Origin of the sequence: Sulfurimonas sp., from assembly GCF_023228785.1 — a bacterium.
Lineage (GTDB): Bacteria > Campylobacterota > Campylobacteria > Campylobacterales > Sulfurimonadaceae > Sulfurimonas.
The window spans coordinates 1-12,339 of record NZ_JALOAN010000050.1 but is presented as its reverse complement, the minus strand read 5'-3'; the positions used below and the strand labels follow the sequence as shown (position 1 = coordinate 12,339).

Here is a 12,339-nt window from a genome sequence, read left to right as displayed (position 1 = left end):
AGGTCTGTGGTTAGTTAAGCATGTTTGGCTAACAATTCCACAATTATTACCAATGAGTTAGGGAGAATTAGATGTATTTACAAAGTAGAAGAACATTTTTAAAAGGCGCCGCATTCACTGTTGCTGGTGCTGTTATAGCTAAGGGTGTGTTTACTGCAGACGCACAAGCTGAGTCTATCTCACAAAGCAAGTTTACAAATACCCCCGATTCATTATCATTCTATCCTCCTATGGAGGAGTGGGCTGATTTTAAAGAGCTTGATGGAAATGATTGGAAAAGAGGCGGAATCGATCGTCACGGTGTAAGAAGTGAGGACAATCCAAAAGGTATAGAAGTAAACGACTATATGATAGTTCCAACTGCATGTTCAAATTGTGAAGCTTCTTGTGGTTTGACTGCATGGATTGACAAGAAAACATTTACAGTTAAGAAGTATATGGGTAATCCTCTTCACGCTGCATCTCGTGGAAGAAACTGCGCAAAAGGTTACGCTGCACAATCACAAATGTATGATCCAGATCGAATAGCATTTCCACTTAAGCGTGCTCCTGGATCTGCTCGCGGTGAAGGTAAATGGGTTCGTACAACTTGGGATGAGGCAATGACTGCCATCGGTAAAAAGATGGGTGATACTCTTAGAGTTGGCGATGAGCTATCTAAGAAAACCGTAATGTTTCATGTTGGTCGTCCAAATGAAAATGGCTTTACTGGTAAGGTTTGGCATACACTAGGCTGTGATGCGTTTAACTCACATACTAATATCTGTTCAGCAAATGCTCGTACAGGAATTATACAGTGGGCTAACGACGATAGACCATCTCCAGACTGGGCAAATGCAAAGCTAATTTTCCTTAACTCATCTCACGCGGCAGATGCTGGACACTACTTTCAACAATCAGCTTCTTTTATTGCAGATGCAAGAGCAAAGGGAGCTAAACTTGTAGTTATGGATCCTCGTCTATCAAATTCCGCTGGTATGGCAGATCTATGGATATCAGTATGGCCTGGAACTGAACCAGCTATATATCTATACTTAGCTCAAAGAGTTTTAAGTGAAGGAAAAGTAGATAAAGAGTTTGTTAAAAAGTGGATCAACTGGGAAGTCTTTTTAGACAATAAAAAATACTTAGAATACATGGTTAGCAAAAAGTACATATCTAAAGTTCCTAATGGAAATGAGTTTGAAGATTTTATGGAAGTTTTAAAAGAGACTTATGCTCCATTTACACTTGAGTATGCAGCTAAAGAGACACATGTCCCTGCTCATAAACTTGAAGAGTTATACGATATGTTTATCTGGGCTGGAACTTCTGTATCTTCATACTATTGGAGAGCATCATCTGCTGGAAACAGAGGTGGATGGACTGCTGGAAGAACTGGTTATTTCTCACTTGCACTTCGTGGTGCAATTGGTCCTGAGGGTGGTACATTTTTTCATCACTGGCATGTTATTTCAGTTGCCGGAAAAGGTGGAAGTGCTACAGTTGGTCAAGGAAAAAGAGGTGCTGATATTCCAAAAGTTGATGTATACAATGAACTTTCTTGGCCACCTGAATGGCCTCTTTCTACTTATGAACTGTCATTTTTACTACCACATCTTCTCTCAGATACTGAGTGGCAACAAAAATGGATAGATAGAGGGCTTAATGTTCCTCAAAAATTATCTGTTTGGATTCCTCGTATGTATAATCCTGTTTGGATAAATCCGGATGGTTTTAGATGGATAGAAACTATCAAAGATGAAAAGAAAATGGAGTTAACATTTAACCTCTCTCCTGTATGGTCTGAGACTAACTGGTATGTTGATTACATCTTACCTGTGGGACTAGCTGGTGAGAGACATGATCAGCACTCAGAGGCTACAATGCCAGCTCGTTGGACATCATTTCGTCAACCAGTTATGCGCGTAGCACTAGAGAAAATGGGATGGAAGCCTAAAAATCCAGCTCGTGCTACACTAGAAGCTCATATAAAAGCAGGTCTTGGTGAAGTTTGGGAAGAGAATGAATTTTGGTTTGATCTATGTGTAAATTATATAGATCCAAAAGGTGATATCTTCTTAGATGATGCTAAGACTAAGTCTATTAGATCTATGTGGGAGTCTAAAAAAACTCCTGGCACTCCTGTTACAATCGCTGAGTGGTATGATGCAGCATTTGGTGATAACTTACCAAATCTTAAATCTACTGCTACGAACGACTCAAGATATAAAAATGCAGAGTTTCCAATCTATGAGTATATGAGAGATCATGGTGTTTGGATGGAAGAAAACCATATCTACTCGCCTCAAGAGAGAGAAGTTATAGATGATGGAGAGAGTTATATCTCTCATGGTCATAAGTATGACAAACAAGACGTAACTATAGATAAAAGAACTGGTGTTATGACAGCTGATAGTCATGGTAAGAAGAAGTCTATAGGTATTGAGATTGATGGCAAAAAGATGGAAGGTTTTGCAACACTAGACAAGAAACTAGATTTCTTTTGTGAGTGGATTGCAGAAGATTGGAAGTGGCCAGAGTATGCTATACCTTTTTACCCAAGAAGTGAAGAAGAGAAAAAAGAGATGGTTCATATCGTATCGCATGTAAATCATATGTATATGACAGAAGAGAATTCATATGCACTAAATACTGTATTTAGATTGCCATATAACATTCACACTCGTTCAGCAAACTCTAAACATCTTATGGAGATCTCTCAAAATCATGATCCAATCTGGATATCAACAAAAGATGCAACTCGTCAAGGATTTAAACGTGGAGATGCTATTCGTGTAAGAATTACAGATAGTGTTACAGGATTAGAGTCTGGATATTTCGTAGCTATGGCAGTTCCTACTGAGGGCGTACTTCCTGGAACTCTTGCTTGTTCACATCACGGTGGTAGATGGAAACTTGTAAACTCAGTCTCAATTCCAAACGGTGTTAGTGCTGGTAAAGTAAACTCACAACCAATAAAAAGAGATATGAATGATCCTGCTTTTATTGCACACTCTCCTGAGAATGCAGGTAAAGATGGTGCTCAAATCAAGATTGAAGATTATGATGGAACGGGTGGACTTAATAGCTTTGGCGTTCCAACTGCTGAACTTCAAATGGACGGCAAAGTAGGAAAGTTAAAGTATGTAGAGGGCATCAAACCTTTTCATGCTAAAAGATTTGCAGACTACAACAGAGATAGTGGAAATATCTGGTGGGATGGACTAAGTGGTTCATGGCAAAATGCAGTTGCAGCAGCTCACCCAGATCCAATCTCAGGGATGCACTGTTGGCACCAAAAGGTTATCTTAGAGCCTGCTCAAAGTGGCGATAAGATAGGTGATATTCATGTAAATTATGAAAACAACTTTAAAATCTATCAAGGATGGAGAGATGAACTTACTCGTGGACTAGATGTTAACGATAAGATACGCCGTCCAAAACATATAAAACGCCCATGGGTACCACTCTCAGATGAGGCTTACAATATAAACTTAAAGAGCTAAAGGGATCTTTCCCTTTAGCTACTAAAACTTATCTGCTATCCACATTCTAAAGTAAAGCCCTAAAGTACTTGTAAAACCAACCTCACTAAAGATTAGATTTTTATCTTTGTCATATATAAATGTAGTTGGATAAGCTGCAATCTTAAACTCTTTTGCAAAAAAAACACTCTCATCACTATAAACTTTAAAATCAAAACTATTTTTACTCATATACTCTTTTATCTCTTCGTTAGATCCAGAATTTACCGCAATAGTAAGTACTTCATAGTCTTTTGAGATGCTCTGAATATTTGAAGCTTCTAGTTTACAAGTAGGGCACCAAGTTGCCCAAAAATGAATTAAGATAGGTTTATCTTTTGGATGTGTATAACTTGTTTTATCTAAGAGAGTAACACTCATCTCTTGGAGTTTTTGCTTGTTTAAATCCATGCTCTTATAAAAACTAATAACATTTGCAATCACAGTCATAATAAGTATAAAAAGAGCTATCTCTTTTATATACTTTTTCAACTTTTGTTTAATAATCAGAGATTTTGTCATAATATTGTCACTTTAACACTTTTTTAATTCTTAGTTGCTAATATACATTAATATAAAAAACACAAGGATAAAAAAATGAAGAAAATATATGTAATTTTAGTGATAGCTCTACTTTTTGCTGGATGTACTATAGATAAAGAACCACATATAAAATCGGCTATGTTTCAGTCAGTATCAGCACAAGAAGCAACTCTAACTCAAAGTGGCAAGGATAAAGAGTCTTGTGTGAGATGTGGGATGAACTTGATAAGGTACTATAAGACTAGCCACGCTGCAGAGGATGAAAAACGCCACTATCAATATTGTTCAATTCACTGCTTAGAAGATCATTTAGGAGAGGGTGTGACTCTTAAAAATCCTAAAGTTGTTGACGTTGATTCACTAAAGTTTATCCCAGTTAGTGATGCTTATTATGTAGTTGGAAGTAATATAAGAGGGACTATGACTAGAGTTAGTAAGTACGCTTTTTTAAACAGGTCTATGGCTAAAGAATTTCAAGATAAGTATGGTGGAGAAATTATGAGTTTTAAAGGAGCCCTTGAAGTTACAAAAAAAGACTTCAAGCGTTAAACTTAGGTAGTTGCCAACCTCGCTTAAAAGCAATAAGTCTAAGGACTATAGAAAAAATTGCCACACTTGAGATACTTAGAGCATTTAAAATATCTAATGTCTCTAAGAGCGCTAAAAGTAGGGCAACTATAACTGCAATAGAGCCGTAAAAGTCACTTATAAGAACTGTAGGGACTTGGTTTATCATAACATCTCTTGTCACTCCTCCACCCATAGCTGTTATAAAACTAAGTATCATAATCCCAAAAAAATTATACTCGGCGTTTATGGCTAAGATAGCCCCAGTAATGCTAAATGCAACAAGTCCAATGGTATCACTTACTACAAAGATCCACTTCTGTTCCAATGATGGTTTATTGTAAAGTTTAAAAACAAAAGCTGCAAAAAGACTCAAAAAAAGTGTGATAGCAGGATATAAAGAGCTAAAAGCAAAAGGAGTTGAGCAAAGGATGGCATCTCTTATGATTCCACCTCCTAGAGCTGTTAGTGCTGATGCTATGAGTATGCCTAGAATGTCGAGTCTGTTTTTTATGGCGACAAGAAAGCCACTTATGCTAAAAGCTGTGATACCGATGATATCGGCAAAGATGAAAAATTCTGGCATTACTTAGTTTTGGTATTCATTTTTAAAGCCTACGTATCTTAAGGCAGATGCATAAAGTTCTTCTACTTCTTGCTCACTTAACTCTCTAACAACCTTAGCTGGACTTCCCATAATAAGAGATCTTGGAGGAAAGACCTTGTTTTTTGTCACAAGTGCGTCAGCTCCTACAATACTCTCTTTGCCAATAATAGCCCCATCTAAAATAGTAGCTCCCATCCCTATAAGGCAAGCATTTTCTATGGTGCAACCATGAAGCATAACTCTATGACCAATAGTTACATCATCTCCCACAATAGTAGGATGACCGTCGCTTTTATCTGCTTTTTTGTAGTGCGTAACATGGATCATGCTTAGATCTTGAACGCTTACTCTATCTCCAATTTTAATAAAATGAACATCGCCTCTGATGATAGTTCCAAACCAAATAGAGCAGTCCTCTCCAAAAGTCACATCTCCTATAACATCAGCCGAAGGAGCTATCCAAGTGTTTTTACCAATAGTTGGTGAAGTATTTCTAAATTTATAAATCATTTGCATCTTCTGAAAATAGTTTTGACATGATTTGAGAGACACTTCTTTGTGTCTCTTTTTTACTAGCTTTTGAGATCTTGTTTACAAACTCTTCTAGTAGTTTATGGTTGTTTATAGACTTCTCATCTTCTGGGGCTCTTACAACTTTTTTATATGAACCATCGCTTTGAAGTTCATGTGCTAAAACATTGTCAGAACATTGAAGTTTTAAGATCTGTAAGATTTTACTTTTTGATTCTTCATCTTTGATTGCAGTTAAGAGTTCTATGCGTCTTACTAAGTTTCTGGGCATCCAATCGGCTGAAGATATATAGATCTGACTTGCATCATTTTTGAAGAAAAAGACTCTAGGATGTTCTAAATATTTACCTAAGATAGAGATAACTCGTATGTTGTCACTAACACCTTCAATAGCAGGCTTTAAGCAACAGATACCACGAACGATAAGATCTATCTTCACTCCAGCTTGTGATGCTCTATAGAGTGCACTTATCACATCATCATCTACCAAAGAGTTTAGCTTTGCGATGATTTGCCCATCTTGTTTTTTTCTAGCTTCATTGTTGATAAGAGATAAGATCTTTGGTTTAACTTGCGCAGGAGACATATAGAGCTCATCTAATTTACCCTTTTTGCTAAAGCCCGTTAGAAAGTGAAAAAACTTTGTTAAATCATTCGTGATAACATCTTTGGATGTCATATAGCTCATATCTGTGTAGATCTTTGAAGTTGCTGGGTTATAGTTTCCTGTTCCTATATGGGCGTATTGTTTTAATTTTCCATTTTTTCGTCTTGTGACTAGTGCTGCTTTTGCGTGAACTTTAAAGCCCTTGATCCCATAAATAACATGAGCTCCAGCTTTTTCAAGTGCTTTTGCCCAAATAAGGTTGTTTTCCTCATCAAATCTTGCTTTTAACTCTACCATAACAGTTACTTGTTTTCCACTCTCAGATGCTGCCATAAGAGCTTGAACAATAGGCGAGTTTGTTCCTGAGCGGTATAGTGTCATCTTTATAGATACTGTATCTGGATCTTTTGCTGCATTTTGTATAAGCTTTATAACTGGCTCAAAACTTTCATATGGGTGATACATCAAAACATCTTGTTTTTCTAATGCTGTGAAGATATTTTCATTGTGATCAAATGGAGGAAGAGTTTTTGGTTTAAAAGATGGATGCAAAAGGTGTGCAAAGTTTTTGTTTGAAACGATTTGCCATAGGCTAGAGAGGTTTAAGAGTGTGTGAAATCTATAAATATCATCTTTATAAACATTTGCATGTCTGTTAAAAAAGTTTAAAAGATCTTCATCTGAATCGCTCCCGACTTCAAGTCTTACCATTTCACCTTTTCTACGAAGCTTTAAACCCTCTTCTAGGATCTCCATAAAGTCATCAGCTTCCTCTTCTTCTATCTCCATATCTGCATTTCTAGTAACTCTAAAAGATGCATACCTTATAAGTTTATAACCAGGAAATAGATCTTGAATATGTTGAACTACGAGAGACTCTATAGGCACATAAATACCATCATTAAGTTCTATAAATCTATTTATAACTCTAGGAACTCTTATGATTCCAGTTCTCTCAATAGTTTCATCTTCCATATCTGTAAGCTTTACAATAAGCCCAAAGCTAAGATTATTTAAGTGAGGAAAGGGGTGTGTTGCATCTACTGCTATAGGGATTATTACGGGATATATGTTTTCATAAAAATATTTTTTTAACTTACTTCTTTGAGTTTGAGTTACCTCTTCGAAAGATTTTATAAAAATACCTTCGATTTCAAGCTTTTTTAAGATGGAGTTTAGGCAGTGTTCTACTACCTGTTGCTCTTGATGTAAGTAGTTTCTTATCTCTAAAAGTTGTTGCATTGGAGTTAACCTATCAGCTCCTGAGACAATGATACCTGCAGTAAATAGTTTTTTTAGTCCAGCTACACGGATCATATAAAATTCATCTAAGTTTGTTCCATAAATGGCTAGAAATTTTAATCTCTCTAAGAGTGGAAGTGATCCATCTTGAGCCTGTTTTAAAACCCTAGTATTAAACTGTAACCAAGAGAGTTCACGGTTGTTATAGAGCTCTGGATTTTTGAGATTTATCATCTGTTTTACCCTCAAAATTATTTTTCACATTATATCTAAATGTCATTACTATTTTATAACCCCACTACCTTTATAATTTGCTGAGTGGTAGATAATAGTGTTGTTTTTTCTAGCATAGTATCGCATCAAAAGATTTTGAATGGTGGGCTCAATTGAAGGTTCAAACCAAGCGTTGTTGCTGATGGCTATCATAAAGCGAACTTCACCCTCATAAAGCTCACTACAGGTTGCTTCGTAACAGATAGCATTTCTAAACTTCACGCCTTTTATATTAAAGTCAGTTGGCTCTTTTGCAGTTTTAAAGTCTGCTTCACCTGCAAAAAACATCTCATTTATATAGTCTTGTGCAAATTTTGGAAGTGGAATATACTCGCCAAAAGGGACTAAAACAAGTTTTTTGGCCACTTCAAACTGTCCATCTTCAAAGAAATATGAGACATTGTAGTTGTGATTATCTTCTCTATATAATGTTCCTACAATTATACTTATATCTTTGGAATAGATAAGAAGTCTATCTATAAGAAGCTGATTGTTGTTCATGTATAGTGGAAAAACAGATTCAGGAAAGACAACTATATCATGCTTTTTCTCTATTGCATCTTCAATCTCACGAAAAACCAGATCTACAGTAGATCTAAGGTTTTCTCTCTTCCATTTTTTATCTTGTGAGATGTTTGTACTAATAAGTTTGATACTAAGTTCAGGCTCTTTTAGCTCTTGAGTGTTAAAGTTTATAGCTAAAATGAGTAAAAATAAAGGCGCATATTTATAAGGCTTTTTTATATAATTTGGCAGAGAAAGAGCGAGTAAAACCAAAATGAGTTGATACTTGTAGATCCCTATGAAACTCTCAATAAAAACAAGTTCTATTTGCATCCAGTTCCAGTCAAATGGCTCAAAAAAACTAAGCCCAAAGAGTAATAGAGCCCTTATATAAACCTCTTTACTAAGAGCTAAGAGACCAAAAAAGAGCATATATATGATGGCAAAACCAAAGCTTACAAATGGAGTGAGATATCCAACTCCAGTGTACTCAAAGCTATAACCTATCCAGTAAAACCAAAGAAGACCTGTAAAAAAACCAGCAACTAAAATGGCTCTTTTTGAAATATACAAAAAAAGTGCAATGGCAATAAGTCCAAATAAGGTGTTAAGAAGTTTAAAGCTAAATCCCCAATGTTCAAAGTAGATAAAAGCGCTAAATAAAAGAGCAGTTAATAAGCCAACGAGAATATCAAAGACGAAGGTGTAGTTAGTTTTAAAAGTTGTTATTTTTTCAATCATGCGAAATTATAGAGAGTTTATAGTAAAGATATACTAAACTACTTAGGTTTAACTAAGGAGTTCTTATATGAAAAGTAAGCTATATAGCAAAATTTTTAAAACCCCAATAGGTGAAATGATAGCTCTTGCAAATGAAAATGCAATTATTTCTTTTGATTTTGTGGTAGAGGGAAAAGACTACAAAGAGAGTAAAGAACATTCATCTCTTTTGGACAAACTAAAAGAAGAGCTCTCTGAGTATTTCGCAGGAGAAAGAAAAGAGTTTACACTGCCTTTATGGACAGAAGGAACAGAATTTCAAAAAGGAGTTTGGAAAACACTTCTGAACATTCCTTATGGCACAACAATCTCATATAAAGAAGAAGCAAAATTATTTGGAAATCCAAAAGCCATAAGAGCAGTTGCAAGTGCAAATGGAAAAAACCCCATCTCGATTTTGATCCCATGTCATCGCGTAATTTCAGCAGATGGAGGACTCGGTGGTTATACAGGAGGAGTTTGGAGAAAAGAGTTTTTGTTATCTCTTGAGAAAAATAATTTAAAAAGATGGTGCTCACAACTGGACTCGAACCAGTGACTCTTACCTTGTCGAGGTAATACTCTACCAACTGAGTTATGCGAGCAAATTAAGAGTGACATTGTAGCTAAGAATCCTTAAAGTAATTTTTCTTGATTTAGGGCAAATATTTATATTTATTTTATGTTTATAGAGTGTATAATTTCAACTACAAAAAAAGTACCCAAAAGGTAAGTTATGCACTTAAAAGAGTTAGAAGAATTAGGATTACAAAACATTGGTAAAGTTCACCATAATTTAAGTTATGATGAGCTTATACAACATGAACTTAACAACGGTGAGTGTGCTCAGACAAAAATGGGTGCAACTGCAGTTGATACAGGTATTTTTACAGGTCGTAGCCCACAAGACAAATACTTTGTAGACCGCGATCCATCAAACAAATATATAGCTTGGGGAGATGTCAACAAAAAAGTCTCTGCTGAAATATTTGAAGAACTCCTAGAAGTTGCTAAAGAGCAACTCTCAGGAAAAGATCTTTATGTCACAGATGCTTTTTGTGGGGCTTCTGCCGCGTCAAAGAGATCTGTTCGTTTTGTCTCTGAGATTGCATGGCAATCACACTTTGTTAAAAATATGTTTATTCGTCCGACTAGCTCAGAATTAGAAGTTTTTAACACTGAGTTTACTGTTCTTAATGCTTGTAAAGCTGTAAATAAAAAATGGAAAGAGCATGGTCTAAATTCAGAAGTTTTTGTTCTTTTTGATGTTGAGAACAATCTGGCCATTATCGGCGGTACATGGTATGGTGGTGAGATGAAAAAAGGAATTTTTTCAATGATGAACTACTGGTTACCGCTAGAAGGTAAACTTCCAATGCACTGTTCTGCAAATGTTGGAGAAGATGGTGATACTGCACTTTTCTTTGGACTAAGTGGAACTGGCAAAACTACTCTAAGTACAGATCCAAAACGAGCTTTAATCGGAGACGATGAACATGGTTGGGATAATCACGGAGTCTTTAACTTCGAAGGTGGATGTTATGCAAAGGTTATAAACTTAGATGCAAAGAGTGAGCCTGAGATCTACCACGCTATTAAAACTAATGCACTTTTAGAAAATGTTGTTATGTATGGAGAGGGAGAGGTTGATTATGAAGATAACTCAAAAACTGAAAACACTCGCGTCTCTTACCCAATAGAACATATAGAAAATCACAAAAAAGACCTCATGGCTGGTCATCCACAAAATATAATCTTCTTAACTGCTGATGCTTTTGGCATACTTCCTCCAGTTTCTAAACTTACAAAAGAACAAGCAATGTACTACTTTTTAAGCGGATACACTGCAAAAGTAGCTGGAACAGAGAGAGGTGTAACCGAGCCAGTTGCAACATTCTCAGCTTGTTTTGGAGAGGCTTTTCTCCCACTACATCCAACAGTTTATGCTAATCTTTTAGGTGAGAAAATTGATGCACATGATGTTCATGTATATCTTGTAAATACTGGATGGACTGGTGGAGGATATGGTGTTGGAAAACGAATGAGTATCAAAAATACTCGTGCTTGTATCAACGCTATACTAGATGGAACTATAAAAGAGAGTGAGTTTGACACTATCGAAGTTTTTGGACTTCAAGTTCCAAAAACTTTAGGAGATATAGATCCTAACATCTTAAACCCTCGCAATGCGTGGAGCGACAAAGATCTTTTTGATAGTAAAAGAGATAATCTAGCAAAAATGTTTATAGATAACTATACTAAATACCAAACTGGTGAACATACTGACTTTGCACCTTATGGTCCAAAGTTATAGGGTTGAGTTTCTAAAGAAACTCAATTCTTACGCTTTGTGGCTTTTTCCATATAGAGCCATAAAGCACCTCCAAAAACTACTAAAATAATAGGTGCTATCCAAGGTTTTTCTCCAATAAATCCAGCTACTTTTACCAAAACACTACCAGAGTAATAACTACCAAGCCCAAAAACTAAAGCCCAAACCCCAGCACTGAGAACATTAAGAACAGCAAATCTTTTAAAGTCATACTTTGTTAGACCAATAGCGATAGGAATAAGTGTCTTAATACCATAAACAAACTTTTGAAAAAATATGATCCAAGAACCATACTTTTTCATCAGTACATGTGAGAGTGCTAGCTTTCTTCTATGCTTTCTAAGTCCATCCATCATCATGCTTTTTTGATAGCGAGCCATATAAAAAAGTAAAAAGTCACCTATAGTATTGGCAACAAATGCTATTAATATAGATAAAGAGAGATCCATCTCGCCCATAAAAGAGAGAACACCAGCTCCAATAATCGCTACAAAACCACCGCCGAGTGAGTAGAGAAAAAGTCCAATGTATCCATATGTCGCGAGATTACTAAATGTATCTTCCAAGTTGAATGTCCTAATATTTAATATACCCTTATCTCAAAAAACTTGTTTTTTGTAGCTTTAGGGGGTTGTAGGGACTTTAGTCCCTGCCATTATAATGGGCTTTGCTCATTATAATATTTTAATTTTACTAATCTCATCACGAAGTCTTGCTGCTTCTTCAAAGTTTAACTCTTTTGCAGCTTGTTTCATTTTTAGAGATAGCTCTTTTACTATTACTTTTTTCTCTGCTGCTGGAATTTTATCCATTTTTTTGTGTTTTTGGTAAATACCGCCATGATCTTCAAGCTTTAGGTTGGCATCTA

At 35.9% G+C, this 12,339-nt stretch carries 11 protein-coding genes and 1 tRNA gene; 4 read left to right on the top strand and 8 right to left on the bottom strand.

The features are described from left to right. Positions 1 to 71 precede the first annotated feature (71 nt). On the top strand, positions 72 to 3,488 hold the full coding sequence (locus tag M0Q24_RS10505) for a molybdopterin-dependent oxidoreductase (protein WP_295050451.1): 3,417 nt from the start codon (positions 72 to 74) through the stop codon (positions 3,486 to 3,488). 21 nt (positions 3,489 to 3,509) lie between these two features. On the opposite strand, the gene M0Q24_RS10500 is transcribed toward M0Q24_RS10505, so the two are convergent. After that, on the bottom strand, positions 3,510 to 4,028 hold the full coding sequence (locus M0Q24_RS10500; protein WP_295050449.1) for a redoxin domain-containing protein: 519 nt from the start codon (positions 4,026 to 4,028) through the stop codon (positions 3,510 to 3,512). 75 nt (positions 4,029 to 4,103) lie between these two features. Here M0Q24_RS10500 and M0Q24_RS10495 point away from each other — a divergent pair, with 75 nt between their 5' ends. Continuing rightward, positions 4,104 to 4,598, top strand: coding sequence for a nitrous oxide reductase accessory protein NosL (locus tag M0Q24_RS10495; RefSeq protein ID WP_295050447.1), 495 nt, complete (start codon positions 4,104 to 4,106; stop codon positions 4,596 to 4,598). Here M0Q24_RS10495 and M0Q24_RS10490 read toward each other — a convergent pair. Genes M0Q24_RS10490 through M0Q24_RS10475 form a run of 4 tightly spaced genes read right to left on the bottom strand, consistent with a single transcriptional unit; the run spans position 4,588 to position 9,121 of the window. Continuing rightward, the gene (locus M0Q24_RS10490) at positions 4,588 to 5,202 is read right to left on the bottom strand and encodes a TRIC cation channel family protein (protein WP_295050446.1); all 615 of its coding nucleotides are present in this window, start codon (positions 5,200 to 5,202) and stop codon (positions 4,588 to 4,590) included. The genes M0Q24_RS10495 and M0Q24_RS10490 overlap by 11 nt on opposite strands. Positions 5,203 to 5,205: 3 nt before the next feature. Then, positions 5,206 to 5,733: a gamma carbonic anhydrase family protein gene (locus M0Q24_RS10485; protein WP_295050444.1), complete on the bottom strand. Its 528-nt coding sequence runs from the start codon at positions 5,731 to 5,733 to the stop codon at positions 5,206 to 5,208. After that, positions 5,723 to 7,837, bottom strand: a complete 2,115-nt coding sequence (locus M0Q24_RS10480; protein WP_295050442.1) for an RNA degradosome polyphosphate kinase — start codon at positions 7,835 to 7,837, stop codon at positions 5,723 to 5,725. Before M0Q24_RS10480 ends, M0Q24_RS10485 begins: the two co-directional genes overlap by 11 nt. A 48-nt stretch (positions 7,838 to 7,885) precedes the next feature. Next, positions 7,886 to 9,121 carry an apolipoprotein N-acyltransferase gene (locus M0Q24_RS10475; protein ID WP_295050441.1) on the bottom strand — a complete coding sequence of 412 codons (1,236 nt, stop codon included), beginning with the start codon at positions 9,119 to 9,121 and terminating at the stop codon, positions 7,886 to 7,888. Between the two features lie 67 nt (positions 9,122 to 9,188). Here M0Q24_RS10475 and M0Q24_RS10470 point away from each other — a divergent pair, with 67 nt between their 5' ends. Further along, positions 9,189 to 9,698 (top strand): methylated-DNA--[protein]-cysteine S-methyltransferase, encoded by a 510-nt coding sequence (locus M0Q24_RS10470; RefSeq protein WP_295050439.1) that lies wholly within the window; start codon positions 9,189 to 9,191, stop codon positions 9,696 to 9,698. On the opposite strand, the gene M0Q24_RS10465 is transcribed toward M0Q24_RS10470, so the two are convergent. Further along, positions 9,669 to 9,744: transfer RNA gene (locus tag M0Q24_RS10465), tRNA-Val, on the bottom strand. The two genes, M0Q24_RS10470 and M0Q24_RS10465, sit on opposite strands and share 30 nt — an antisense overlap. Before the next feature lie 131 nt (positions 9,745 to 9,875). On the opposite strand from M0Q24_RS10465, the gene pckA reads away from it, so the two are divergent. Then, positions 9,876 to 11,453 carry a phosphoenolpyruvate carboxykinase (ATP) gene (gene pckA, locus M0Q24_RS10460; protein WP_295050437.1) on the top strand — a complete coding sequence of 526 codons (1,578 nt, stop codon included), beginning with the start codon at positions 9,876 to 9,878 and terminating at the stop codon, positions 11,451 to 11,453. A 20-nt stretch (positions 11,454 to 11,473) separates the two neighbouring features. On the opposite strand, the gene M0Q24_RS10455 is transcribed toward pckA, so the two are convergent. Continuing rightward, a complete protein-coding gene (locus M0Q24_RS10455) occupies positions 11,474 to 12,037 on the bottom strand; it encodes a DedA family protein (RefSeq protein WP_295050436.1) in 564 nt (187 codons plus the stop codon). Positions 12,038 to 12,145: 108 nt separating this feature from the next. Further along, positions 12,146 to 12,339, bottom strand: a 194-nt coding sequence (locus M0Q24_RS10450; protein WP_295050434.1) for a UvrB/UvrC motif-containing protein, incomplete at its 5' end; no start/stop codon positions are given.

Coding starts and splice junctions, on each gene's coding strand:
- M0Q24_RS10505 (WP_295050451.1), top strand. CDS start 72: ATGTATTTACAAAGTAGAAGAACATTTTTAAAAGGCGCCGCATTCACT.
- M0Q24_RS10500 (WP_295050449.1), bottom strand. CDS start 4,028: ATGACAAAATCTCTGATTATTAAACAAAAGTTGAAAAAGTATATAAAA.
- M0Q24_RS10495 (WP_295050447.1), top strand. CDS start 4,104: ATGAAGAAAATATATGTAATTTTAGTGATAGCTCTACTTTTTGCTGGA.
- M0Q24_RS10490 (WP_295050446.1), bottom strand. CDS start 5,202: ATGCCAGAATTTTTCATCTTTGCCGATATCATCGGTATCACAGCTTTT.
- M0Q24_RS10485 (WP_295050444.1), bottom strand. CDS start 5,733: ATGATTTATAAATTTAGAAATACTTCACCAACTATTGGTAAAAACACT.
- M0Q24_RS10480 (WP_295050442.1), bottom strand. CDS start 7,837: ATGATAAATCTCAAAAATCCAGAGCTCTATAACAACCGTGAACTCTCT.
- M0Q24_RS10475 (WP_295050441.1), bottom strand. CDS start 9,121: ATGATTGAAAAAATAACAACTTTTAAAACTAACTACACCTTCGTCTTT.
- M0Q24_RS10470 (WP_295050439.1), top strand. CDS start 9,189: ATGAAAAGTAAGCTATATAGCAAAATTTTTAAAACCCCAATAGGTGAA.
- pckA (WP_295050437.1), top strand. CDS start 9,876: ATGCACTTAAAAGAGTTAGAAGAATTAGGATTACAAAACATTGGTAAA.